At 33.1% G+C, this 25,522-nt stretch carries 24 protein-coding genes and 1 riboswitch; of the genes, 12 read left to right on the forward strand and 12 right to left on the reverse strand.

What is annotated here, in order from left to right:
• Nucleotides 1–157: 157 nt before the first annotated feature.
• The 7 genes from PL77_RS01310 to PL77_RS01340 form a co-directional block, all read right to left on the reverse strand.
• A complete protein-coding gene (locus PL77_RS01310) occupies nucleotides 158–1,144 on the reverse strand; it encodes a zinc-binding dehydrogenase (RefSeq protein ID WP_044200860.1) in 987 nt (328 codons plus the stop codon).
• 88 nt (nucleotides 1,145–1,232) lie between these two features.
• Nucleotides 1,233–2,093, reverse strand: coding sequence for an AraC family transcriptional regulator (locus PL77_RS01315; protein ID WP_044200862.1), 861 nt, complete (start codon nucleotides 2,091–2,093; stop codon nucleotides 1,233–1,235).
• A gap of 18 nt (nucleotides 2,094–2,111) precedes the next feature.
• Nucleotides 2,112–2,744, reverse strand: a complete 633-nt coding sequence (locus PL77_RS01320) for a hypothetical protein (protein WP_044200864.1) — start codon at nucleotides 2,742–2,744, stop codon at nucleotides 2,112–2,114.
• A gap of 194 nt (nucleotides 2,745–2,938) precedes the next feature.
• Nucleotides 2,939–4,156: a DUF4465 domain-containing protein gene (locus tag PL77_RS30080; protein WP_052444077.1), complete on the reverse strand. Its 1,218-nt coding sequence runs from the start codon at nucleotides 4,154–4,156 to the stop codon at nucleotides 2,939–2,941.
• Between the two features lie 96 nt (nucleotides 4,157–4,252).
• A riboswitch (cobalamin riboswitch) is annotated at nucleotides 4,253–4,439 on the reverse strand.
• A 166-nt stretch (nucleotides 4,440–4,605) separates the two neighbouring features.
• Nucleotides 4,606–4,950: an antibiotic biosynthesis monooxygenase gene (locus PL77_RS01330; protein WP_044200866.1), complete on the reverse strand. Its 345-nt coding sequence runs from the start codon at nucleotides 4,948–4,950 to the stop codon at nucleotides 4,606–4,608.
• A 107-nt stretch (nucleotides 4,951–5,057) separates the two neighbouring features.
• On the reverse strand, nucleotides 5,058–6,263 hold the full coding sequence (locus PL77_RS01335; protein ID WP_044200868.1) for an erythromycin esterase family protein: 1,206 nt from the start codon (nucleotides 6,261–6,263) through the stop codon (nucleotides 5,058–5,060).
• 99 nt (nucleotides 6,264–6,362) lie between these two features.
• Nucleotides 6,363–6,836: a hypothetical protein gene (locus tag PL77_RS01340; protein WP_044200870.1), complete on the reverse strand. Its 474-nt coding sequence runs from the start codon at nucleotides 6,834–6,836 to the stop codon at nucleotides 6,363–6,365.
• Nucleotides 6,837–7,093: 257 nt separating this feature from the next.
• On the opposite strand from PL77_RS01340, the gene PL77_RS30085 reads away from it, so the two are divergent.
• The 6 genes from PL77_RS30085 (at nucleotide 7,094) to PL77_RS01370 (ending at nucleotide 12,875) form a co-directional block, all read left to right on the forward strand.
• Nucleotides 7,094–7,747 (forward strand): hypothetical protein, encoded by a 654-nt coding sequence (locus PL77_RS30085; RefSeq protein WP_052444078.1) that lies wholly within the window; start codon nucleotides 7,094–7,096, stop codon nucleotides 7,745–7,747.
• A 3-nt stretch (nucleotides 7,748–7,750) separates the two neighbouring features.
• Nucleotides 7,751–8,125, forward strand: a complete 375-nt coding sequence (locus PL77_RS01350; protein WP_044200872.1) for a hypothetical protein — start codon at nucleotides 7,751–7,753, stop codon at nucleotides 8,123–8,125.
• A gap of 2 nt (nucleotides 8,126–8,127) precedes the next feature.
• Nucleotides 8,128–8,721, forward strand: a complete 594-nt coding sequence (locus PL77_RS01355) for a hypothetical protein (RefSeq protein WP_156152206.1) — start codon at nucleotides 8,128–8,130, stop codon at nucleotides 8,719–8,721.
• A gap of 124 nt (nucleotides 8,722–8,845) precedes the next feature.
• A complete protein-coding gene (locus PL77_RS01360; RefSeq protein ID WP_044200873.1) occupies nucleotides 8,846–9,625 on the forward strand; it encodes a hypothetical protein in 780 nt (259 codons plus the stop codon).
• Between the two features lie 54 nt (nucleotides 9,626–9,679).
• Nucleotides 9,680–12,277 carry a leucine-rich repeat domain-containing protein gene (locus PL77_RS01365; RefSeq protein WP_082026342.1) on the forward strand — a complete coding sequence of 866 codons (2,598 nt, stop codon included), beginning with the start codon at nucleotides 9,680–9,682 and terminating at the stop codon, nucleotides 12,275–12,277.
• A gap of 70 nt (nucleotides 12,278–12,347) precedes the next feature.
• Nucleotides 12,348–12,875 (forward strand): hypothetical protein, encoded by a 528-nt coding sequence (locus PL77_RS01370; RefSeq protein ID WP_044200877.1) that lies wholly within the window; start codon nucleotides 12,348–12,350, stop codon nucleotides 12,873–12,875.
• Nucleotides 12,876–12,905: 30 nt separating this feature from the next.
• On the opposite strand, the gene PL77_RS01375 is transcribed toward PL77_RS01370, so the two are convergent.
• On the reverse strand, nucleotides 12,906–13,325 hold the full coding sequence (locus tag PL77_RS01375; protein WP_044200880.1) for a hypothetical protein: 420 nt from the start codon (nucleotides 13,323–13,325) through the stop codon (nucleotides 12,906–12,908).
• Between the two features lie 257 nt (nucleotides 13,326–13,582).
• Between PL77_RS01375 and PL77_RS01380 the strand changes: the two genes are divergently transcribed.
• The 3 genes from PL77_RS01380 to PL77_RS01390 all read left to right on the forward strand — a co-directional run bounded on the left by PL77_RS01380 (nucleotide 13,583) and on the right by PL77_RS01390 (nucleotide 17,344).
• The gene (locus PL77_RS01380) at nucleotides 13,583–14,617 is read left to right on the forward strand and encodes a type I restriction enzyme HsdR N-terminal domain-containing protein (protein WP_044200882.1); all 1,035 of its coding nucleotides are present in this window, start codon (nucleotides 13,583–13,585) and stop codon (nucleotides 14,615–14,617) included.
• A 235-nt stretch (nucleotides 14,618–14,852) separates the two neighbouring features.
• A complete protein-coding gene (locus PL77_RS01385; protein ID WP_044200883.1) occupies nucleotides 14,853–16,034 on the forward strand; it encodes a DUF255 domain-containing protein in 1,182 nt (393 codons plus the stop codon).
• A gap of 113 nt (nucleotides 16,035–16,147) precedes the next feature.
• Nucleotides 16,148–17,344: a transglutaminase family protein gene (locus PL77_RS01390; RefSeq protein ID WP_044200885.1), complete on the forward strand. Its 1,197-nt coding sequence runs from the start codon at nucleotides 16,148–16,150 to the stop codon at nucleotides 17,342–17,344.
• 105 nt (nucleotides 17,345–17,449) lie between these two features.
• On the opposite strand, the gene PL77_RS01395 is transcribed toward PL77_RS01390, so the two are convergent.
• Complete coding sequence (locus PL77_RS01395) at nucleotides 17,450–17,815, reverse strand: hypothetical protein (RefSeq protein ID WP_044200886.1); 366 nt, start codon at nucleotides 17,813–17,815, stop codon at nucleotides 17,450–17,452.
• A gap of 496 nt (nucleotides 17,816–18,311) precedes the next feature.
• On the opposite strand from PL77_RS01395, the gene PL77_RS01400 reads away from it, so the two are divergent.
• Both PL77_RS01400 and PL77_RS01405 read left to right on the forward strand, forming a co-directional pair.
• A complete protein-coding gene (locus PL77_RS01400) occupies nucleotides 18,312–19,094 on the forward strand; it encodes a sensor histidine kinase (RefSeq protein WP_052444080.1) in 783 nt (260 codons plus the stop codon).
• Nucleotides 19,091–19,786 carry a LytTR family DNA-binding domain-containing protein gene (locus PL77_RS01405; protein ID WP_044200887.1) on the forward strand — a complete coding sequence of 232 codons (696 nt, stop codon included), beginning with the start codon at nucleotides 19,091–19,093 and terminating at the stop codon, nucleotides 19,784–19,786. Before PL77_RS01400 ends, PL77_RS01405 begins: the two co-directional genes overlap by 4 nt.
• 80 nt (nucleotides 19,787–19,866) lie before the next feature.
• On the opposite strand, the gene PL77_RS01410 is transcribed toward PL77_RS01405, so the two are convergent.
• From PL77_RS01410 to PL77_RS01420, 3 genes are all read right to left on the reverse strand, one after another.
• Nucleotides 19,867–22,521: a SpoIIE family protein phosphatase gene (locus tag PL77_RS01410; RefSeq protein ID WP_044200889.1), complete on the reverse strand. Its 2,655-nt coding sequence runs from the start codon at nucleotides 22,519–22,521 to the stop codon at nucleotides 19,867–19,869.
• 103 nt (nucleotides 22,522–22,624) lie between these two features.
• Nucleotides 22,625–23,686 carry an ABC transporter ATP-binding protein gene (locus tag PL77_RS01415; RefSeq protein ID WP_052444081.1) on the reverse strand — a complete coding sequence of 354 codons (1,062 nt, stop codon included), beginning with the start codon at nucleotides 23,684–23,686 and terminating at the stop codon, nucleotides 22,625–22,627.
• A complete protein-coding gene (locus tag PL77_RS01420) occupies nucleotides 23,686–24,711 on the reverse strand; it encodes an iron ABC transporter permease (RefSeq protein ID WP_044200890.1) in 1,026 nt (341 codons plus the stop codon). The genes PL77_RS01415 and PL77_RS01420 overlap by 1 nt, the downstream gene beginning before the upstream one ends.
• Nucleotides 24,712–24,812: 101 nt before the next feature.
• Here PL77_RS01420 and PL77_RS01425 point away from each other — a divergent pair, with 101 nt between their 5' ends.
• Nucleotides 24,813–25,454: an HAD hydrolase-like protein gene (locus PL77_RS01425; protein ID WP_044200892.1), complete on the forward strand. Its 642-nt coding sequence runs from the start codon at nucleotides 24,813–24,815 to the stop codon at nucleotides 25,452–25,454.
• Nucleotides 25,455–25,522: the final 68 nt, after the last annotated feature.

Genomic DNA, 25,522 nt, shown 5'->3' on the forward strand with positions numbered 1-25,522 from the left:
TTTGCTTTCTAAAATAGTTAATTACCTCCTGCATTCAAAGTCTGAATTTCATATAATTACCCCTCAAAAAAGAAATAAAATAAAAAAGGATCAAGGTTCCCAAATAATAGAAACACTTGATCCCAATTTACGCCACTGACCTAATATTTGATGATTTTTAAACTGTCAATAGTAGTTTTCCTTTCACTTTACCAGCTTGTAATTTTTCATGAGCTGCCTTCACCTCATCCAATGGCATTGTTTCATAAATTGGATTAATCTTACCCTCTTCTAACCATTGGAATAATTCTTTTAAACCACTTTCTACTAATTCATATTGATGATGATAAGTCGCATATAATTCAGAAAAAGAAATAGTTGGAGCCTTTCCGAAATGTTTAATACTCTCTTCCATTAAAGAGAAATCTCCAAACCCTGCCAAAAAGCCAAAAATGACGATATGTCCTAATGGTGCTAATAACTCTAGATCATCTTTCACTGAATTGCCTACCACTGGATTGAACACATAATCAATACTATTTTCTCCTATTGCTTCCTTTACTTTTTGTTTCCAGTTATCATCGGAGGTATTGAACGCATAATTTGCCCCCCTATTTAAAGCATTCTGAACTTTCTCTTCTTTACGCTCTAAGGCAATAATGTTAAGTTTGAAAAGCTTTGAAATTTGTACTAATGCCGTTCCTACTCCACCTGAAGCAGCATAGATCAAAGCAGTTTTCCCTTCTTCAACTCTTGCTACATTTTTAAGCATATGATAAGCCGTAAAATAATTCACTGGTAAAACGGCTGCTTTCAATAAATCGATATCATCATTTAAAACGACCAATTTATCCGCATCTACTAAGGCATATTCTGCATAAACTGAAGAACCTATTACCCCAAGAAAAGCTACCTTACTCCCCTTTTCAAGTCCTGTATTATTTGCATCTTCAATAATACCAGCACCTTCTACTCCTGGTATAAACGGCAAATTTGGCATCATACCAGGAGGCATATTACCTTCCCTGATAATCGTATCGATAAAGTTAACCGGGGCGGTATGTACTTTTATTAAAACTTGACCTGCTTTTGGTGTAGGTCGATTGACTTCTTTGAGGGTTAACACTTCTGCACCTCCTGTTTCAGTGATTTGAACTGCTTTCATGGCTCTATTTTATATTTATTTGACAATACAAAAGTACCCTACAAAAGGCCATAAGGAGTAATACAAAAAAAGGAAGTGCTGTCACTTTTTACCGATTCTCTCTATATGCTTTAGGAGTAATATTGGTATGTTTTCTAAAAAAGCGACCAAAATAAGAAGGCTGACTAAATTGAAGAGTATAACTTACTTCTGCAATATCCATATCTGTATAGGTCAACATGTTTTTAGCTTCCAAAAGAATTCTATTGGTAATATGTTCTTTTGCATTTGAACCTGTATAACCTTTTATTTTATCATTCAGATAGTTTGCAGTTAAATTGAGTTGTTCGGCATAAAAGGTTACTGACTTTTGTTCGATAAAATTATTCTCCACTAAACGCTTAAATTTTCCAACAAATTGTTGCTCAGATGTTTTCTCTATGCTATCGATCTGTTTACTAAAAATAGTTTTGCTTTTTTCTAATAAAGACAATAACAAGTATTTTACTAGTTTATCATTTTCCTTCTCTTTCAAAATGAGTTTAAAAAGAGTAACTATTTCCTTTTTTTCTTCTCTATTGAGATGTACAAGATTATTTTGAAGCGTACTAAAAAAAGAAAACTCTGACACAATATCAGATACATGTGGTAATAAAATTTCAGGAGTAAAGAAAATCAGAAAACCTTTCATGGCCTCACCTCTTACAAAACTAAAAACATGCTGAGGAGATTGGAAAAACAATATATCGCGTTGACTTGAATGTACATTTTGATCAATGTGCATTTCACCATCTTGCTGAGTTTCCAAAAAAATGATAGAATAAAAATTACGCCGATGAGCAGAAACCATTTTATGGGTCCCAGGATAAGTCTCCTCATGCGTAAAAACATCGAAGCCCTTATCAATTGGTGTTCTGTTTAAACCAATAAACTGGTACAGCTCTTCAATACTGGAAATGCTTTTGATCATTTTTGCTCTATTTTCAATCTACATTGCATGAGAGAGTATCTTGTTTAATCTATGTTTTTCGAAATAGTTTTCATCATTTGGTATGACTTCACTTTCAGAAATGTATTTGACAAATGCTCCATTTGTCAAATCATAAGTCCAAATAGTAGGGTATACTTTTTCAGCAGTATCAGTAGATAAACCTAAAATTGAAACCGTTGTATTATTTTCCCAATATGCCTCTTCAGGGAAACATGTTGTACCACACATCATCAATTCAATCGCTGAAGAATCCGATGTTAAAACATTTACTAATTGAACCTTTATATCAATCTCTCTCCCTAGGTATTCTAAGCTTCCATCTTCACTTTCATAAATTTCCAATCCATAACTATCCATATCTACATAATAAGTAGAATCAGGGGAATACATAAAAGTTCTAGAAAACATTCTTTCTTGCTCCTCAAATAATCCATATCTCACTTCTCTTGGTTTGATTTGTAATGAGGTTCCTTTTACATCAAACACATCTGCTGTAATATGATGAAAATGAAGCCACTTCTCTTTCGAACTTATAGCTTCGTTTTGAGTTGAGTCATTATTGATATCATTACAGGCTGCAATAAGAATTATAATTGATAGAAAAGTGAGAATGATTTGTTTGTTTTTCATTTTCTAGATTGTTTGAGTTTGAATAGAAACTATTATTATCAATCGATAGTGTAATGGTATTTTGGTTTCAAAGTTAGTGGATTGAATATTAAAATACTTATAATTCCCTTCAATAAAAAAGCCTGAAAGAAGTACTTCAAAAAAAACACAACTTTCAGACCTTAATTGTAAAATAGGCTAAAATCTTTTTAATGCTATTCTACCTCAGCTGATAGGTTCTTGAAGAGACTAATATCTTTCATACAAAAATACATAGGTGTCTTAAAATCACCTTGTGGTCTATCTGCGGGGTCAGAAGAAGCCATATCAAACGTTAGTTTTTGAATCACTCCAAGCGAAGATAAATCTACTTTCTTCCATGTATCTAAAATATCTTCCCCTTCGGCTAAGAAAACTTCAATGGTTCCAGTTTCTTGCCCATTCACATCCCATCCTTTTACAATAATTTTAAACCAGTCCCCTTCTTCAAATTTTTTGGCGATATAATCTCCTTTTGTCATGCTTAAATAACCGTAAGCGTTATTGGTGAAAGAGATTGTATGCACTTGTACAGGTTCTACAAAAGATAAACTATCTGGATTCCATGTTGGTCCAAAAGATTTCGGTGCTTTATACATTACAATATATTGCTCTCCATCTTTGACCGGTGCAGGATATGCTGCATATTGAACGTCCAATTGATTTGCGGGATAGTTATCAGGATCAACCGATGAAGCATCGTAGTTCGACAATCCCAATCCAACGATAGTCATCATATCCAAGAAGTTAAGATTACTAATTTTCACTTTCCCATCAATAATTTTCTCGTCATAACAGTCCATTTCATTGAAGGTCTCAAAATAATTTCCTCCTTTACCCCACCAAAAAGAATTTTCAGTTGTCAGTGTTCCATCATTTAGATTTACCGTTTCATAAAGGCTTACCCACTTCGCTTTTAAGACTAAATCTTGAGTGACTATACTTTCAAAGTCAAATAATTGATCCTCTAAATACCAACCGTCAAATACAAAACCTTCTTTTGTGGGAGTTTCTGGAGATGTGACGCTTTGAGCTTCCTCTACTGTAACTTTAGTCATCTCATTTCCATTATCAAAAGAAACACTATACGTCACCTTGATTTTTTCCCATTGAGCTGTTAATGTAAAATCACTTTCTACCTCTACTTCAAAATCATATTTTTCATTGTCTTTTGTCCAATGAAGAAATTCGTGTCCTGCAAGTTCTGGATTGATTGGTTCTTTTACTTTATCGCCTTTAATGATCTCTTGTGCCTGAATTTCAGTCCCTCCGTTTGTTTCAAACGAAACTGTAAAAATATTTAGTTCTACGTCATCTTTTGAAGTACAGCCTGCGAATAAAAGAAGAGTACATAAAAGGATTTGATTGAAGAATGTGGATTGTTTGTTCATCATTTTAAAATTTTAGTATGCGTGATGAACTTCTAGGAATACTATAGGCATAACTTGCCCGTGTGGCAATAATATGATACTTAACTCCCGAAGTTTCATCCTTTTTTATTTACGCTAAGTAGGTCTCCTGACTTTGCTCTTTTCCTGAATTGCCTTCTCGTTTAAACAATGGCTTTGTAATTCAAGCATTTTGAGCTTTTACAGTTGCGGGTACAGTTCTGGATTCTCACCAGATTCCCTGTTCAAAGCGTCGTAAAAGTAGAAGGCTTATAAAGTATTAAAAATGACGGGCGTCAGTTTGCAATCTCAACTTTATATAATAAATCTTAATTGGTTAATTTTTAGATAACAACAACTACACAATGTTAAATCCATAGAGTTAGTATTAAATTCTTAACTAAAAAAATGACACAATTATGGAATGAATACCATAATTGTGTCAAAATATTTTTCTATTGATGATACCTATTACTATCCTCAGGGGCTTCTTTTCTGCTCTCATTGGTATATTCTCGAATGATTTGCCCTACTCGAATTGTATACTTTGAGAAAATAGAATTTTTTCCAGCTGCTTGCTCTTCTCGATGCAGTATATTCTTTCTCCAAGTTTCTATGGACTTTTCGTCTTTCCAATAAGAAAGTGAAAGCATCTTCTTTGGATTTTGTAAACTCTGAAATCGTTCAATAGATATAAAACCTTCCATTTCCTCCAACATTGGTCTTAATTTCGATGCAATTTCTAAGTACTCTTGTTTCTGTTCTTCCTTAGGTAATACTTCAAAAAGTACAGCTATCATTTCTCATTCTATTTAAATATTGGTATTTTAAAAGTATTACAAAGATAGTACTGTAAAAAAAATGAAAAGTTCCTTTGTGTTTTTTTAACTTAACATCTACATTTTAACTACTTGATCACTAACCGTTCTTTTTTCTTGGTACAAGGAGTCATTTCTTCAATATAAATCACGCCATCAAAGATGTTTAACCAATCTCTTCTTTCAGCACCATGTTTTAATCCCTTCATAGAAAAGATTGATTTTTTACCAGAATAAGATTTAAAATCTAAGAAAGCCTGTTTGTAACCCAATGTTTGAAAGTCATTTTCAATACTCTTCTTATATGGCTTTTTGATTTCATAATTAAACCTTTTACTCGTTTGATTAGTCCAACCTGTACTTCCACTAAATGAAGTAAAACCTATACTGTAAATTTGATCACCGAGTGCTTTGTATGTCTCACCTCCAAGCGTGACTGTTTTCTTTGATATATTTCTAGCAATATGAAAATTATGAGCCCAAACTATAATTTTTTTGTCCTTAAAACGCTTGTTCGATAACCATAGTAAATTATCGGCCATGTACTTATCACGTGTATTTAGTGTTTCTTGCATATTGGGTGCCACTCTCATTTTTGAGTAACCAATTAGGCTATGTAATTCTTGCCTCCAAAAATCATCTCTAGGGTAAGAAGAATACAATTGATCCAGTTCTTTAAAATAAAATTCTAATTCCTCTTTTTCTAGATTATTGGCATTGTTGTTTTCAACCAATACATCAAAAACGCCAAAGAACTGTTCTTCATCCGAAACTTTTAAATTATTTATTTTCAAAAACTCCCTGAATTCAGAAGCGTAATCTTTGGTAAAATAGGTTTGCATATCAAATCCCGAAATGAAAAGTGGATTTTCCGTTTTTAGTGTATTTTCCAAGTAAGAAAAAATTGGCTCACACTCTCCACACCTCGTCCATATGGGGAAAATATCCTCATAGGCATCCTCAAAATTGAGAGCATCTTTTTCAAAGGCGCCATGAAGCTGATAAAAGTTACTTTCAAAAGCGATTACATCAAATCCACACTCTTCATGTAAATATTTGACAAGCCTAGCCTTCATCAAAAAAGTCGAAGCATCACCATGATCTTGTTCCCCAAGCAGGACTATTTTTGCATCACCAATGGCTTTTTTGACGGCTTTTAAATCTTCATTTCCATCATAATTGATATCAATGGATTTGATCTCTTTCGTATTGTTTTTCACATACTCTTTAATCTCTTTTTGAGCGAACAACTGAAAAGAAATTAAAGTAAACGTCAGAATAAATAGGTATTTCATTTAAGAGTAAAATAGGGTTTAGTTTTATACATTTATTTGCTTATCTATTATTCTGACAGTGAATTAGGTTGAATGGTTTGAAAAAGGTTAGAAATAAGCTTACCTCAATAACGACTGATAATCTTTCTCGATAGTTGCTTTTTGAATAGCATAAAGGTTATTCGGGTCTCCATAAAAAATATTATAAACCACCTTTTTATACCCCCAAGTATATTCCATTGGAAACCTCCAATTGGATTTAATTTGGCACCAAGAATTGTAATTTAATGTCCCTACCTTCTTTTTAATTTTCAATTGATTCCAAAAACTAATTTCAAGTGTATTGTCTGCTGTTTTATTGATTTCCAACTGTTGTTCTCTTAACTGATGTTCATTCAATACAATTGCCTTTTTAATAATTGGAGATTCAAAACATCCCTCTTCAAAAGTTGTTTCCTGAAACACGATAGCATCAGTAGAATCAATTGGCTCAATTGGCAATATTTCTGGAACACTATTTCTCAAGGTGGAGTGAGGGAATCCTCGACTTCTTTTCGTCCAATTGGTTTGTATTTTTTGGATATAGATAATCATTTTATTTTGAGCTAATGAATGATTGAAAATTCATATTTGATCGTCATCACGAATCAAAACTTAAAAATAAGGTAAAATCAATGTCTGACATCGATTATAGGATAAGTTATAATTTTCAATTTTTGCAATGAAAGATCTTAAAATTTGTAAATCATTGAAAAATATAATGGCTTCTTCTGCAGAATCATTTTTTATTTATAATTAAGCCATAAATTGTGCTGAAATTTCAATGAAGGATTAATTAACAATTATCTAAAATGAACAAAACATCAATTTTTACAGCCTTAATCATGGCATTGATTGTGTCTATTTCTTTTACAGGATGTAAAAGTCAAAAGAAGATTGCGGAGGAGAAAGCACAAGCAGAGTTACTAGCCAAAACAAACAAAGCACAAGCTGATTTAAAAGCAATGGTCGGTAAAGAGTATGCTACTCTAGATGAAGTGACTGCCGATGAAGCTCGTTTGGAAGAAATTAAATCTTACAACTTAGAAGATGCTGAAGTAAAAGAATTAATTGGACAGGTGGAGAAAAATCTTCAATTGTCTCGCGAAGCTTTAGAAAAGAAATTAGCAGCGGAACAAAAAGCAAAAGAGGAAGCTCAAAAAACAGTTGTAGAAGAAGCTCAAAAAAGAGACATTTACTACTTATTAGATAACATTGCAGGATCAGGTTCTACTCAAGAAGGAAACTTAATGATCACTGAAGCAATGGCTATGTTTGCTTCTCCTGACGTTCCTGTTTTAATTGAAATTTATAATGATGGTGACATTGTGGACTATGACAAACCTACAACTGCTCAAAAGTACTTAGAATACCTTAAGGACGTTAACCGTAACCCTGACAAAATCAAAGAATTTAAAAAGGATGCCAACGGTAAAATCACTGAATTAATCTTAAAGAAAAGATAATCTATGAAATCTCTTCAGTATCTTTTTTTCTTCGTTTTTCTATTCTCTATCTCTAGCTACTGTAATGCGCAAAGTAGTGCAAAAGAAGTATTAGCCTCTAAACTCAATACAATATTTGAGGATATTTCAGATAGAAAAACCCCTCCAAAAGAGGTTGGACGTCTGATTGATTATGCTAATAGTCTTTTTGCTCCAAAAGCAAAAGTGGAAGTAGACTATATGGGAACGAATTTAGACGATAAATTATACAGCCCTCGAAAATATTTGATCAGGGTCAGTAAAATGCCTGAACATGGCATCATTATCAAAGCGAAAGATATTGAAGGCATTGACCACAAAGGTCGGATTACAGGTTTAAAAATTATTGAAATCATATAATTATGAATACTATAAAAAAATTAAGTATCCTATTTTTCTGCTTGATCGGACTTCAAGCTTTTGCTCAAGATGCACCAAAAGAGGAACCTCCAATGCCTCCTGCAAGAAAAGCAGCCATTGACTCTTTATCTCTTGAAAAAGTACACGATTTAAGTAAATACATCAGTAAAATTGGTGACAAAGAAACTTCTTTCTCGGAAGCGAATAGAGTCATCGAAAGAGCTTTGGAACTTTTTGTAGAAGATGCTCAAATGGGTGTTTCTACGTTAGGAAAGAAACAAGTGAGATACTTTGGAATCCGTAAGTACTTAGAGCGTTTAAATAAATTAAACTACAAGTCTGTCAATATCGATTGGTTTGACATTCAGTATATTTCAGATCTTGAAAAACAGCCTGATGGTCGTTATGTAGGTGTAATCACTATCTACCAAAAGTTTACAGGTGTAACTGAAGACGGTTTAGTGTACAAAGATATCACTAAAAAAGACATCACTGTCTATGTGGAGCGTAAAACAACACAAATTGGTGGTAGAGAAATTGGTTTCTGGGATGTACTATTAGGTGACATCAGAGTATCAGAAACGAAAAAAGGTTAATAAAAATTACCATTAGTAAAGCTTGGTTGGTATGATATTGTCAATACAATAACATAGCAATCAAGCTCTATTCATATACATGAAAAAGTTATTTACACTATTTTTTTTACTCGTTTGTTGTCAAATGAGTTTTTCCCAAACTATAGGGAATTATAAAGGGGATGAGTCCAAATTATATGCGGAGACCAAACAGTTTACGCAGTTTATGAAACGATTCAACAACGAAGAAGATAAAAACGGACAACCCTACCCTACAGGCTCTTATAAATTTAGAGAAAACACCTACCGAAAAAGTTATCTTGAAATATTGTTTGATGGGCAAAACACTGGTATTTCTCGTCAAATGAAAAATGATTTCATTGATGATGTAACCAATTCAAAATCTCCAAAATACATTGAGAAATATAATGGTGAGTATTTTGCAGAAGTAAATTCAAGGTTTTTATACAATGGACGTAATGTCAACGTTACTTTGTATATGGTCAAAGAACTCGACAGTTTAGGTTTTAAATGGGCTATTTCAAAAGTTCACTCTGAAAACTGGAATGCACTATTCAGCGATAATGACCCTAAAAGAAACTTTCTTCACCCCATGAGTCATGAGATTGACTTTATGAACTTACATAGGGCGTTTGGAGATAAGAAAGAAGTACAAGACTATGCCTCAAAAGGATATGAAGTAGACTATACCAGTATTCTTTTCTATTTAATAAAAACGGGCGACTTGAAGTTTGTAACTGTTGAAAGTATCAAATTTCATATTTTCCAAATTCATGGGTGGTATTTTACTGTTGAAAAATTTGAAAGAGATTCTTATAACTCTGGATGGTTGATTTCACAATTAATGCCTCTAAAAGAAGAAGATATAGAAACTATGAAAAAGTATGTTCTGCATAAGAACTAATCTATATCTGAATTATTTAAATGTTGATTTTTAGTAAGTAAACCATAATTAAAGATGCGAAACGGGTATCTTATTTTTCTAATGCTCTTGCTCTTTGGTATTTCTGCACAAGTAAATGCTCAAGATGGTCAAGAAAATGATATTCCTGCCGAGAAACTCAATCAATATAAATCTGAAGCCAAAGATTTGGTGATGTATTTTGAGGGGATGCTCAATGATATTGCAGGTGAAGACTATACTAACCAAGAAAAAGGTATTATTATCAATGATACTTATTTGAAGGTTTTTGCTTCTGACAAAACTCAAATCGAAGATGATTTAGATCCTAATCGTCAAGTAGTATCCAACAAAGATGCTCAGGCTTATTTGAAAGATGTTGACTTCTTTTTTAAACAAGCTAATTTTGAGTTTATCATCGAAAATATTAGCCATAGTGTTACTAATGAAGGTGTTCTTTATTTTACAGTAACACTCACTAGAAAGCTAGAAGGTATCACTGTAAGTGGTGATACGCTTGAAAACTCAATGGAACGCTTTGTGGAAATTAATCTTGATCCTGAAGAATTAGATCTTAAGATTGCTTCCATTTACACTACCAAATTAAGCCAAAAAGAAGATATGGCTTTATGGTGGAACAAACTTGACGACACATGGAGAGGAATTGTTGGTAATGGCATTATGCTTGAAAACAACATTCCATTAAGAGAAGTGATTTCTGTGATTGACACTGTAATGATTACAGAAAATGATAGTACGGTAGCATTGGACGAAAGTATTTTCAAACATCTTGAAAACTTCCTGCAAAAAACAGAATTAGACGTTTCTTTAAACCCAGTCATCATTGATTTGGCTCCGCTGAGCAAATTAAGAAGTCTAGAGGAATTAAATATTTCTGGTACTGGTGTCAATGACCTGTCTCCTATTAGAACATTGACCAACTTAAAGTCATTAAAATGTGAGATGACAGGCATTAACTCATTGGATCCATTGATTTATTGTACAAACATTGAAGTATTAATGATCAATGACACACAAGTGGAAGATCTTACTGTTGTTGAAAACTTTGAGAATCTTGAGGAATTATATTGCTTCAACACTACTATTTCAGATATTTCATCGCTTGAAGGACTTGAAAAATTAAAAGTAGTTTGGGCCAATGACACGCAGATCGCTTCAATTGATGCTTTAAATTCATGTAAGTCACTTCGTTCATTGGATATTTCAAACACTCCTATTACATCAATTGACGCTTTAATGGGACTAACGAACTTAGAACAGTTAACCATTGATAAAACAAATGTAAGTGATCTCTCTGCATTGGGTAGTACTAAAGCTTTAAAAACTTTATCTGCTGATAAGACTCAAATCAATAGTCTTTCTCCTTTAAACGCTCTTGAAAACTTAGATAGAGTTTATTGTGATGAAACGGGGATCAATACTTCAATTGCACAATCATTTATGCGTAAACATCCTAACACATTAGTGATTTACGGTTCTAACCAGCTTAAGGAATGGTGGAACGGAATGTCTGATGTATGGAAGAAAGTTTTATTAGCACAAGCAGGTTTATCAGGTAATCCTGAGAAAGAACAATTACAACAATTGGCCAACATCAAGGAGATTGATCTTTCAACTACAAACGGCATCCAAAATCTTGAGCCTTTAAGTTTCCTTGTCAACCTCGAAAAATTAAACGCTTCAAATACTGGTATTAATTCATTAGATCCATTAAAAAACTGTCCAAACTTATCAGTTCTAAATGTGAGTAATACCAATGTGAGTTCTGTTGAAGTTTTAGCAGAATTAAAATTATTAAAGAAAGTAACTTTAGACAATACAAAAGTAACTGATCTTGATCCGTTGGCTTCATTGTCTAAATTGTCTCGTCTAAAAATTAATCACACTCCTATTAGCTCAATTTCCTCTTTAAGAAACTTGAGCTCATTGAAAACTTTAGAAGCGGATAATACTCAATGTAGTGACGCAACTGTTATCAATTTTTCAAAGGAGAGTTCTGCTCAAATTATCTTTAGAACTGACAAATTAACGACTTGGTGGGGTGGCTTAAATGCTGAATGGCAAAAAGTTTTTGATCAACAAGCAAAAATTAAAGGAGATGTTCCTACAAAATATGAGCTTCATAAAATAAATATCATTGAGGAAATTGATTTAAGTAATCATAAGGTGATTAAAGATCTTTCTCCATTAACAATGTTATACAAATTGAGAGCGCTAGATATTTCTTTTACTAGGATTACTGATCTTCACCCGATCAAGAATATCTCTACTTTGGAGAAACTATCTTGTGATAATACTCCTATTTCAGATATTTCCCCTGTTGCTAATCTAAAAGGTATCAAGGAATTGAATATCTCAAATACTATTGTCACAAAATTTGACGCTCTGGATGGCCTAAACCAGATTCAAAAACTGAAAGTTTCAGGTATTGTAAAAGTGAAGAACATCTCATATGTTTCTAACATGAAAGAGTTAACTTCTTTTGAATGTTACAACACAAGTGTCAACAACTTGAAGTATTTGGTCGGACTTCCAAAACTGAAGAGTTTGAAATGTTATAAAACAAAATTGAATGAGAAAAAGGTAAATGCGTTTAAAAGCAGCATGCCAAATGTAACAGTAGATTTCTACTAATAGATCTCAATTTTAATAAAATATACGCCCTCTATTTGGTTATCAAAATAGAGGGCTTTTTCTTTGCATTATGGAAGGAGAAATTCAAAAATTTCAGGCTAGTGAAATCAACACTTTAAAAGGATTGGCAGGTGCAAAAATCAATGATGTAATTTATCATGTATGGAGTAACATTGCCAAAGACAATGAAGAGTACCAATGTTTGGATTGGTTAGAACTTCGTTTTGAGGATAAAACTAGATTGACTTTTACTGCAGGTGAAGAAAGTGACGGGATCAAAATTGTAATCTTTGATATTATTGAAGAGCGAAAAAAACTGTTAGAGCAATTCCAAGGTAAAATTGATATCAAAAGCTTTAGAGTCATCAAAATGGATCTTTGGGCTGATGTTCTTCATGAAACGATCACAGAAGTAAAACTTTCAAAAATTAAAGAAGACTTCTACCTAAATGATGAAATGATTCTTGTTTTTGAAAATGAAAATCAACTAAAAATAAGACTTTCGGAAGAAGATGGCCTAAAAGTAGAGGTTTTTGAAGACGAACCTCCAGTCATTACATCTCTGGATGATTACCCAGAACCGGAAGAAGATCTCTAAAAATAAAGGTGACACAATGGTCACCTTTTTTTATATCCTAAAAGCCAAGCCAAATGACAAAGCAAACATCCTTCTTGCAAAATACCAATCCCCATTGATTTGAAGGGCAATATTGTCAGCAATTCCCCTAGAGTATCCCCCACCAAGGGCAAAATCCGTTTGACTGACCAAAACTCCCTTCATGCTGAAATGGAAGTCAGGTACAAAGTAGATTCTATTTCCCAAGATCAGTGAGTGACGTTCATTCAAAAACTCATATCCGGCAGTTAGTGACATATTACTACTCATAAAGTAATTCATTTCTGCATTGCCATAAAAAGTTGTCTTTCCATTACTAAATGCAGGACCAATACTTCCTGATAATTCAATATTTCCTTGGTTTGAGTTTTGAGCTGATGATTCGTTAAGAAATAAAGTTAGCAGTAAAGCAAATACTAATAAAAATCTCATAAATAATTGTTCCTAGTTTAAAATGAGATCAAAAGTAATGAAGTGAATTCTTAAAAAGAGCTAAGTTGAAGTTTATTAAGTTCTTTTAATTCAAATTATTGACCATCAGACTATTGTTAAATATATAAACTTAAAATAACTAGAAGTTACTATAAACAAGCTAAAATCAAGAACTAAATGTTTAAAATAATAATTTTTACTCTTATATTTAACATTGCAATTAAATCAAACTTTTTTATCTAAGATTATATACTATCATGAAGTGGCTGTCTAAAGCAAAAAAGGACAGAGTCGTTTTTATCAATAATAAAACGAACGAAGTCACCTATTTGCCTCACACAAAAACAAGGTCATTGAATAACCCTGAAGAACAGGTACAGTTAGAAACCTATTTATCATTAATTTATGAACATGGTTATCCAGCTGAAAATGTAAGAGTTTGTGTTCCGGTAAAAATGGGCTCTGCTACCAAGGAAGCAGATATTATCACTTATAACGATCCCGAAGGATACCAGCCTTACATGATTGTAGAATGCAAAAAAAAAGGAGTTCCAGAAAGCGTCTTCCAAGGAGCAATTGACCAAGGTTTTTCTTATGCGAGTGCCACTTTAGCAAAATATGTATGGACAACAGATGGTAATAAAAATGCTTATCATGAGGTATTAAGTGACCGTATTGGTGAGCGAAAAAACAATATTCTTCCTTCTCCTCCCCCCTTTCAAGGAAGCAATAATTTTGGGTTTAAATTTAAAACCGCATTATACCGTTTATTAAACGCCCCGTTCAGGTTATTGGGTGGATTTTTTAAGATTCCGAGTATTCAAAATGCATTAATCTACATAGGCATATTACTAACAGTAATGACATTACTCACAAAAGTAGCCTTGAACAATATGCATAGTATTCTAAAAGTCTCCAATACACTATGGATGGAGTACGGAATGGATTTTTCTTGGATCTATTATGCACTAGCTTTTACGGCCCTTATGATAACTATTAGTGTAGGTGGTGCATTAAGTTTTATTCCCAACATGGGTAAAAACGCCTTAAAAAAGAAGCAAATAATTTTACTTAGTATTTTTCTATTTATTCCTGTTTGGTTTGCCGGATCAGAATTTACGAAGTCTTGGTGGAACTGGGAACATTACACAAATATGGAGCATGTAATGTGGATGTTCATGGGACCACAGCTAGCCATAGCTCCTATCCAATTAATATTATTTGCATTAATTCTCTCAATTTCAAATAAAAAGACTAAACCCACTCCACAAAGAAAAAGATTAGCGAGATAGTCAATAATTGCATTTTTATTATTAAATTATAAATAAGAATAAGGAGAAACATAATTTGTAGTTTTTAGAAATCAGAAGATTTCTGATGATCTTAAGGACACGAATGATGCTAAATTTTAACATTCGGGACAGTGAATTTTCTACAAACGTTTGATTATGTTTCTCTCATCACTTTTATACACAGATTATAAAAGAAGTTTTTTATTTTACTTTAGTATACCAATTATTAATGTTCATGCGCTCACTTGTACTATTTTTATTTCTACTTCCTTCGGTAGTTTTGGCTCAAGCTATTCAGTTCAAAAACTTATCACTAGATGACGCTTTTAAAAAAGCAAAGACTGAAAATAAAGATGTATTTATTACTGTCTACACCACTTATTGTGAAGCCTGTAATATGATGCAGGAAGAAATATTTGAAGAAAGAAAAGTAGGAAACTATTACAACCAAAACTACATCTCACTACTTATCGACGCGAACAGTCAAGAAGGAAAAAAGTTAGTGGATGAATATAAGCTTCATGACTACCCTTCTTTCCTATTTATCGATCATGATAAACAACCTCTACATTTATTCGTAGGCAATATGTCTGAGAACGAGTTTATGAAAAGCACCAAAGAAGCTAAAGATCCCAATCAACAGTTGTATACTTTAAAAAAGACCATAAATAAAAACTCGTCAATTCAAGATCTAAGTGAATATATTTATGTGACCTATAAAGCATCAATGGAAGACCCTGAAATCTTGACAGCATTCCTAAATAAAATAGAACAAGACCATATTGAAGTAAAAAGGACCTGGTTTGCTCTCAAAGAAGTGACCATCCATAATGGTTTACATTCGAAGGCATTAACTTATGTCATAAAACATGCTAGAGAAATAGAGAAACAATATGGCCCTAAAGAAATCATTCAAACTATAAATGGTGCAGCAAAAGTATCTATGCAACCTTTCGTTGAAAAGAAAGATATTAAAGGATGGCAGGATTTAATGACTTATTTAGAAAAAGAACTGGGGAAACAAGGTCAAACTTTAAATTGTGCCTACAACCCTACGTTTTATCTTAATATTGAAGATTATAACACTGCTTATTCTAAAATGCTTCAAGGGGTTGATATATTAAAAGATCGAAATCAGGAGATCAAGGCATATCTTTACCGAAATTGGGCTTGGAATATCTACTATTATTATGATGAATCAGATAAAGTTAAGACAGGCTTAGATTGGATTAATGAAGCCATCAAAGTGCATCCAACTTGTATGAACCTCGAAACAAAGGCAGGTTTATTATTTAAAAATAAAGATTATAAAGAAGCTAAAATCCTAGCAGAACAGGCTATTCAATTAGAAAAGAAAGAACACGTTCATGCAATGTTAGCGCACACAATCCTTCAAGAGCTTGAAAGTATTGAGTAAAATACGCATAAACAAATATTAATAAGAAATAAACGGCATCATTATTCATAATGATGCCGTTTTTGTATTTTGACTGCCGATAAAATAACACAAGTTAAATCTAATTGAATGACATGAAAAAAATTATTACTATACTTCTTAGTACTCTTGTTTTATGGAGTTGTTCTGAATCAAAATTTGATGGTATTGATACACAATATCACTCTTTATTAGAAAATGCTATTCATAAAGCCGGAGACAATAAAGTAGAAATCGAAAAGGCAATCAACAACGTATCAAAAGAACAGAAAAATGGCATGGCCTACCTTGTTGCTTATATGCCTGAAAGAGATCTCAAAAGTCTTACGGCATCTTACCTTATCAACAATGTTGAATTAGCATATAAAGCCAAATCAGAGTTTCCATGGGCCCAAAACCTCCCTGATTCGATCTTCTATAATGATGTTTTGCCTTACGCATTAATGAATGAAAGAAGAGACGATTGGCGACAAGATTTCTACAACCGCTTTGCCCCTATTGTCAAAGATTGCAAGACTATAAATGAAGCGATCAAAATCGTGAACGATACAATTATTGATGTAGTAAAAGTAAAGTACTCAACAGAAAGGGAAAAGCCTGACCAATCACCTTATGAATCTATTGATCAAGGTTTAGCTTCTTGTTCTGGTTTATCAGTATTATTGGCCGATGCTTTTAGAGCAGTAGGTATTCCTGCACGTTTAGCAGGCACCCCAAACTGGACCCTAAAGCAAGGAAACCACAACTGGAATGAGGTTTGGGTAAACGGACGTTGGTATTTCACGGAGTACTACCCTTCTGGATTAGATCAAGGATGGTTCCTACCTGATGCAGGTGTAGCAGATGTCAACAAACCTGAAAATTGGATCTATGCTTCCTCATGGAAACCTGCGGAACATGCTTTCCCATTAGTATGGGATTATGACATCAAATATGTACATGCTCATAATGTTACAAACAGATATATAGGTCTTTGGAAAGCTGAAGAGGCAAAAAGAGCTTCATTAGGCGATAAAATTACTGTTCGCATCAAAATGTTCAAAAATAAAGAATGTACACTAATAAGCGATAACAGAGTAGAAACACAGGTTACTCTTTCAAAAGGAAATAAAGTTATAGAAAATGGCACTACCGCTGGGCCTACAAAAGACATGAACGACATTCTTGAATTCTACCTTGACAAAGGTGAAAAATATACACTGACCTACATGGACAGTAAAGGAAATCCTTTTTCAAAAGATATTGTTGCTAAAGATAAGCCCATGGATATCACTTTATATAAAGCGATATAGTTTAATCTTTGTGCTTTATTAGAAATATAAAACATGAGTCAGCCCTCTATTATTATAGTCTTATAAATTGGGACGACTCATGTTTTCATTTATCAAACGATCTCCTTACTTCTCATTCAATCGTATAATGATCACCATCAATTTGCCAACAAGAAAATAAAAGAATCCATATAAAGTTGCATGAGATGATACCTTGAGGCCAGCTGCTAACATTCCCATTGAAACGCTTCCTACAGCTTCAATATGTATAAATGCACTGTACAAACCGATCAATTGAAAAAACACTCCTAATACAAGAGAAAATGTTGCTAGTTCGCCTGCTGCTGAGAGTGCTCTCTCTGGAGTGATTCTTCTTGATTTTATATTGAAAATTCGAACCAAAAGTAATAGTAACATTACAACTCCTGAGATTGTTATTGTTGTCATGGCTTCAATACCACCTATGTAGAAAAACTCTGCTATTGCATTCATAAGTCTAATGATTAAAAAGTTAAAGAATACCCAAACTTATACTGCTTTTATGTCTTAAATACAAAGTGTCGTTCAATGACCCTGTTTTATCGAAGGATAATCTAAAACTGTAGATTACTAATTGCTACACCTCTATTTATCTACGTACTTTGTCTATTAGTCTACAAAAAGGGAAATAATATCGACATTAAAATAATATCTCAAAAAAATTCCGAATATTTATAATATGACACAACTCAGGAATTTCATATCGCACCGTACAACTTTTGAAGTGATGTTTTGGGGGTGTTCCTTTTTAATAAATTTCTTATTCTTAGGACATTTCCATCAAGACTATTTTAATACATTTATATTTTGTTTATGCTGGTTTCCTTTTACAATTGGATTCACATTATATTTAAGCAATACATTAGTAAAGAAGTTTCTCATCCAAAAAAAATACTTCAAGTTTATCCTTTACTTGATTTATGCTATTTTAGTTAACACCTATGTTCAGATGATACTTGTAATTGGCTGCCTCATTGTGTTTGCTGATCTCCAATACAATCAGATGAACCCCATCTTAAATGATTTTTCTGTACTTTGGTTTGTCCAGTTATTTATTTCTGCCATGTATACCTCTCTAGTTCAAATCAGAGACGAACAAGAAAGAAAAGAAACCATACATCAACTCGAAAAAGAAAAACTTGAAATAGGTTATCAGCTAAAAGAATTGGAGCTAAATACCCTAAAGGAACAAATACACCCTCATTTTCTATTTAATACACTGAACAATATCTACGGTTTGGCTATTGAAAAAAGTGATGATCTTCCGAAGGTGCTATTACAATTGAGTGGTCTATTAGATTATTTGGTGTATCAATCGAAAGAGGATAAAGTAGCTTTGGCTAAGGAGGTTAAATTATTACAGGAATACATTGCTTTGGAACAACTCAGACTTGACGATCGTTTTCAACTGAACATGCATTTTGAAGGAATTAATCCTGAAATACAAATCACTCCATTTTTATTATTTCCAATGGTAGAAAATGCCTTCAAACATGGTATAAAAAAAACCAGTCAATCTGCCTATCTTAATATCATTACTGCTTTTCATGAAAACGAATTTATCTTTGAAGTTGAAAATAGTAAACCTCAACAAGTTGAATATTATAAATCTGGCGGAACTGGTTTAGAAAACTTAAAAAGAAGGCTAAATTTATATTACCCTAATCAACATCAATTTAAAATTATTCAAAATGAGGCTTATTATAAAGCCATTCTTTCCATTCAATTATGAGTATTAAAGTATTAATCATAGACGACGAACCCATCTCTAGAAGAATAACTAAAAACTTTTTATCGCAAATGGAAGGCTATGAGGTGGTTGGTGAAGCAGCCGATGCAAAAGTTGGATTTACTGAAATTGTACAAAAAGAAGTAGACCTTATTTTTCTTGATATTGAAATGCCTGAAATTTCCGGGCTAGATTTTCTAAGGTCTTTAGCGAAACCTCCTAAGGTGATTATTATCAGTGCTCACCGTGAATATGCTATTGAGGGTTTTGATTTGAATGTAGTTGATTATTTATTAAAACCCGTTTCAATGGAAAGGTTCAAGTCTGCGGTAGAGAAATATGAAGCATTGAAAACAACTAATTCCATTGATTTCAAAAAGGTCATGAGTGACAATTTATTTATCAGAGCAGACCGAAAGCACCATAAAATCAGCTTTACTGAGATTTTATATATCGAGAGTCAAGCTGACTATCTGATTATCTATGGCAACAACGATACAAAGTGGAAAACTAAAGAAACTCTTTCTGCAATAGAAACTAAACTCCCTTCTACTTTTATAAGAATTCACCGTTCTTTTATTGTGAATATGGAACACGTAAAAGCATTCAATAGGGAACTTGTGGAAATAGCTGGCGAAGAACTTCCAGTCAGTAAAAGTTTTAGAGATGTCGTTGTACAATTTTTTGAAAATTAAAACAGTCTTTATAAACAAAAAAAAAGGTAGTCCATCTAAATTTAGATGGACTACCTTTTTAATTTTAGAATGGGCTCAGTTTAGACCTTCACACCCATTACCGTAATATCATCACGTTGCTCAATTTCGCCTACTAAGTGCTGATCAAGAATCTCTTCAAGAGCTTCTTCTTGTTCTGCCATAGATTTAGTAGCATTTGAAGCAATAATATCTTTCAATTTAAGCGAACCAATCTTCTCTCTATTCGCATTATTTTGATCAACATATCCATCTGTAGAAAGATAAATAATATCTTCTTTCTGTAATACGATTGTATGTGCTGAGAATACTTTATTTTTTCTACTTGAGTAACCAATGGACTTAATATCACCCTGAATTACTTCTAACTCTTGCTTTTCTTGAGTGTAAACAAAAATTGGTCTCTTAGCACCTGAGAATTGAACATGCACACCATCAGCTTCTTCTTTCATCGCAATTAGTGCAACGTCCATTCCATCGTCATTCATTGAGTTCTCCTGTTGTAAAGATTCTTTCACCCCTACATTCAAGGCATTCAAGATCTCTACTGTATCCGTCACTCCTTTTACATTGACAATATCATTCAATAGAGTATTACCAATCATAGACATGAATGCACCAGGAACACCATGGCCTGTACAGTCTACAACTGCAATAAATTTCATTACAGTTCCATTCACTTCTTTACGTTTGAACCAGTAGAAATCACCAGAAACGATGTCTTTAGAACGATATAAAATAAAGTGGTCTTTAAAGTTTTCTTTCAGTAATGACTCAGAAGGTAAGATCGCATTCTGAATAGTTTTTGCATAACGCATACTATCTGTAATACTCTTGTTCTTCTCTGACAATTCTTTATAAGAAATGTAATTCGCTACTGCAATTGACGCATAAGATGCTAAAGCTTTTAAGTTAGAGATATTGATATCTTTGTATTGATCAATCTCTTTTGCCTGCATTGTAATCACACCTAATACCTTTGTCTCCACAATTAGTGGCATATAGATAATAGATTGATTAATTCTTGTTGGCATTTTTCTTCCTTGAGGAATATAAAGAGGGCTTTCTTCATCAAAATTATTGATGATCAATTCTACCTCATTATTGAAACACCAAGATGCTAAGCTGTAAGCATCTGAAACAGATACACTATAATAGTTTTCTAGGCCAACATCAGAAACTTGATTTCTAAACTCAAGGCGTTTTTCAAACTTATTATAAATACCAATACCAAATGTATTCGCAGGAACTAGTTCCATTACACTCTCTTGTAAATCGAGCATGTGTTTATCGAAATCTAGCGTTGCGGTAAATTTCTGACCGATATCTTTTACAGATAACATTTCCTCGTGTGATTTTACAACTTCCTCATTTGCCTTTTCTAAACGGCCAGTGATTTCTTGTAGATCATCACGTTGTTCTTTTAACTTCTGAGAGTTTTTATAGAAGAAGAAAATTAAGATTAATGAAATTGCTGCTACTACGAAATAGAGCATTCTTTCCGTTTCTACTTCTTCTTTTTCCTCCTCAATTTGAACGATTGTTGTCTCTTGATTAGAGATTTGATTACGCATTCTATCCAACATCTGTGATGTTTTATATTGTGCTTCCTCATATCTCAATTCATTCTCAATCAATGAGTTTGTTAATCTTTCAAGGTAGCTCTCTAAAGATTTTTTATTCTTAGGATTAATATCTTTGTCTAACTTTTCAGAAATCTTCTGAATTTCTTTTCTAAGGTTAGAACCATTTTCTTGTAATAATTGCTTCTCTGCCTCTAGTGAATTGAATACTGCTTGGAAGTTTTCAGAATACTCCATATTCGTTACACCTTGTCCTCCATCTTCAGAACCATCTGAGATATAAACAAACATATAATTATCCTCATAATCATACTTTGTTTTTATGATAGAATAATCATCAATTTCAAAGTTAGCTTCACTTAAAGAGTCAGCATATACTTCAAATTCACCGTTTTTGTCTGTGATAAAGTTTTTCTCATTGATTCTTACGTTTAAAGAATCAGCAGGAGAAATATCCTCATCATATACAACAACGACTAATATTGGATCAACATAAATTTCATCCTCTAAAGGTTTAGCCTGAACTTTCTTTGGTGCAGAAGTAGTTTTCTTGGCTACTTTCACCTCTTTTTGAAGACCTTCTGACGGTAAAGTAATCGTTACTTTATTTACAGTAGGATTATATTTCGTAAAATTTTTCTTGATTGGGTCTCCATCCACTAAAAAAATCGTAGAGTTCTGAATTTTGTAATTTCTATCTACAATAAGTTGGAATGCTCCTTTATCATTTGTTTTCACTGCTGAAAACTTCTGACCAGAGATCTTAACATATTTGCCACTTACAGGATTTCCATCTTTATAGACTACTCCATCAATATATACAGGAGCAAAAGTAAGAAGTACTTTAATGACATCAGCACCTTCAAACGCCCATGTTTGCATCTTATACCCCCTCTTTATAACATTAAGATTCCTAATTTTGGATGGGTTTTCAGCTGGAAATGTAAATTTTCCTTCAGAGTTAGTAGTAGCCACTTGCTTCCCTTCAAGATACACAACAGCGCTGTACACTGGTTGCTGGTCTTCATCAATAACAACTCCTTTTACTAACTTATCTTGAGCTGTTAGACCGAAGGTTGTTGTTAATAGTAAAAATAGAGTTAATATGTAACTTTTGCTTATTTGCTTCATCATTAGTAAGGATGAATGATAAAAAAATTTGACTTCATGCCAATTGTAATTATAACCAAATATAAATGAAAACGAAGCAAAACCACAATAATTAATTAATATTATTTCAATCCACCTGATATAATTTCAATAACTCACTGAATAGATTGCATTTATATAAATCATAAGTATACTTTTTACCATTATTATTTACCTTCCAAATCAGTGATTTTTTATCCTCTGAAAGAGTTAAAATAACTTCAAATTGAGGGTTTTCATCGTTGAATGCACCTTCTGAAATCATTTTTTTACATTCCCATTCGAGGTATACGACAGGATCAATTGTCCCATCATATTGATGAACGGTATCAGAATATGAAATCGTAAAAGAGAATAACCTTTCAGGTGCACAAAAATTAAATACGCCACTTTTCGCATTAAATGCGATTGATGGAGATGAGAAGGTCTGATTAATAAAATTGCTTGCTACAATCGCTGAGGGTGAACCTATTTTCACCTTATCATCATACAAAATCCAAAGGTTATCAGCCACCTGCAATGACATTTCTATTTCATGCGTACTCAACAAAATCGCCTTTTTCTTTTTCCTCGCAATACTCTTTAAAAGTTGAAAAATTTCAATTCTATTGATCAAATCAAGGTGGGCTGAAGGTTCATCCAAAAAAATCACATCTGTATTTTGTGCAATTGCCCTTGCAATCATCACCTTCTGTCTTTCTCCATCTGAGAGTGTATTTATATAACGGTCTTGTAGGTGATTAGCTCCCACATCTTTTAAAGCATCTAGCGCAATTGTGTGATCCGAATCTTTTAATTTACCCCACCAATTCACATAAGGGTATCGTCCCATCAATACTGTTTCAAAAACAGTCAATTTACCTACTATTGAAGTATTAGAAAACACAAAACTGATGAGCAATGACCTTTGTGTATTGTTCAGAGCACCTAATATTTGATCATTGATGGTTACCTGTCCTTCTAATGGAACAATCTCACCCGAAAGCGTTTTCAATAGAGTAGATTTCCCCACTCCATTGACACCAATCAGTACGTTGAATTCTCCTCTCCTCAAATGTAATTCCCCGTATTGTCCTACTACCTTTGGTGCCTCACCTTTATCTTGATAGCCTGTAATCAGGTTTTGAGTTGATAATACACTTTCATTCATTACTTTCTTCCTTTTAACATGGCTATAATCACAATTGGTGCTCCTATCAAGGATGTAATTGAGTTGATTGGAATGACGACTCCTGAATCACTAATGTGTGATATGGTGTCACAAATAAGCATCCCGATAGCTCCAATCACTGCACTTAAAGGCAATAATTTAAAGTGATCAGAAGATTTTGCTACTACTCTTGCTATATGTGGTGCTGCTATACCCACAAATCCAATCGGGCCACAAAAACCCGTGACACTTCCTGCCAGCAAGCTTGCGGATAGTATACTGAGTATTCTATATTTTTGAACAGATAACCCCATGCTTTTAGCATATTGCTCTCCTAAAAGCATTAAATTCATAGACCTGCAGAGTGTTAAAGCAATGATAAAACCTAAAATCACAAATAGGGTTAGGATCGTAATTTGCTCATAAACTATACCTCCCAAGCTACCAAATGTCCACAATATGTATTCTTGTAATTGATCTGGGTGACTAAAATATTGAGCAATTCCAACAAGTGACGCCGTCAATGCCCCAAGCATCATTCCCACAATTAACAAAGCTACATTATCATTCACCTTGTGCGCCACCAACAAAATTATAAACATCACTATACCTGCTCCAGCCGAAGCTGCGATGACAGTGAGCCAAATTCCAAAGTTTTCCAAGTATGAAATTGAATTAATACCCAAACCTATTCCTGATGATAAAGAAACCAAGGCCACTCCTAATGAAGCCCCCGAGTTAATACCTAAAACAGAAGGGCCTGCCATGGGATTTCTGAAAAGAGCCTGCATCAACAAGCCACTTATTGACAATGCAATTCCTACCAAAATAGCGACCAATGCTTTTGGTATTCTAATCAACCACAATATTGTTGCAATACTACTTTCCTCTTCCCCTCCAAAAAGGGTTTGTATAATCTCTGATATTGAAATATTCGAAGAGCCAATACTTATATCAATGAAAAACAGAGGTATAATAGTAAGGCTCAATCCTATCAATTTAATATCAATATATTTTTTATTCATAAAATTCTGTAATCCTTAAATTGCGGTTTGCAATATGGCTACATAAAATGATTTTTGTATTAATTTTAGTCACTCTTTTTGGAATGATTTACCTTTTTTAGATGATAAAAAAAATTATACTTTTTGATTTTGATGGTACAATTGCGGATACATTACCGCTTGTAGAAAGTATCATCCAAAAAATTGGCCCCAGGTATCGATTAGATCTTTCTGAACAAAGAATAAGTGTGTATAAAGATTTACCCGCTAAAGAAATTCTTCATAAGATCAAACTTAAAAAGTGGTTGATTCCTTTTTTTGTTTTGGAAATGAAATTCAGATTATATCTACAGAAATCTTCCATTGTACTTTTCCCTGAAATTAAAAACCAATTAAACCTACTGAGGGAAAAAGGATATGAACTACAGATTTTAAGTTCAAATGCATCAAATACAATAGAGAAAATCCTCCAAAAAGAAGGTTTAGAAGATACTTTTTCAACGATTCATGCTTCTTCCAAACTTTTCGGGAAACATAAAAAACTAATTGAACTAAAACAGCAGCTTGGTCCACATTTGATGTACATAGGTGATGAAGTGCGAGATGCTGATGCCTGCAAAATTGCACAAATCCCAATGATTGCCGTAAGTTGGGGTTACAACTCCCCAAAGGTTTTGAGTAAATCTCCAATCTTGGATTTAATAGACCATCAGAAAAATCTCTATCATAAGATTCATCACTATTTTTCTGAAATTCAAGAGTAAAAATACTTCAAGCTAAATTCCGATTTGTATCGGATCTAAGTTTATGTATTTTTACTTTACTTTTTTCA

This window comes from Flammeovirga sp. OC4, assembly GCF_000812565.1.
Taxonomy (GTDB): domain Bacteria; phylum Bacteroidota; class Bacteroidia; order Cytophagales; family Flammeovirgaceae; genus Flammeovirga.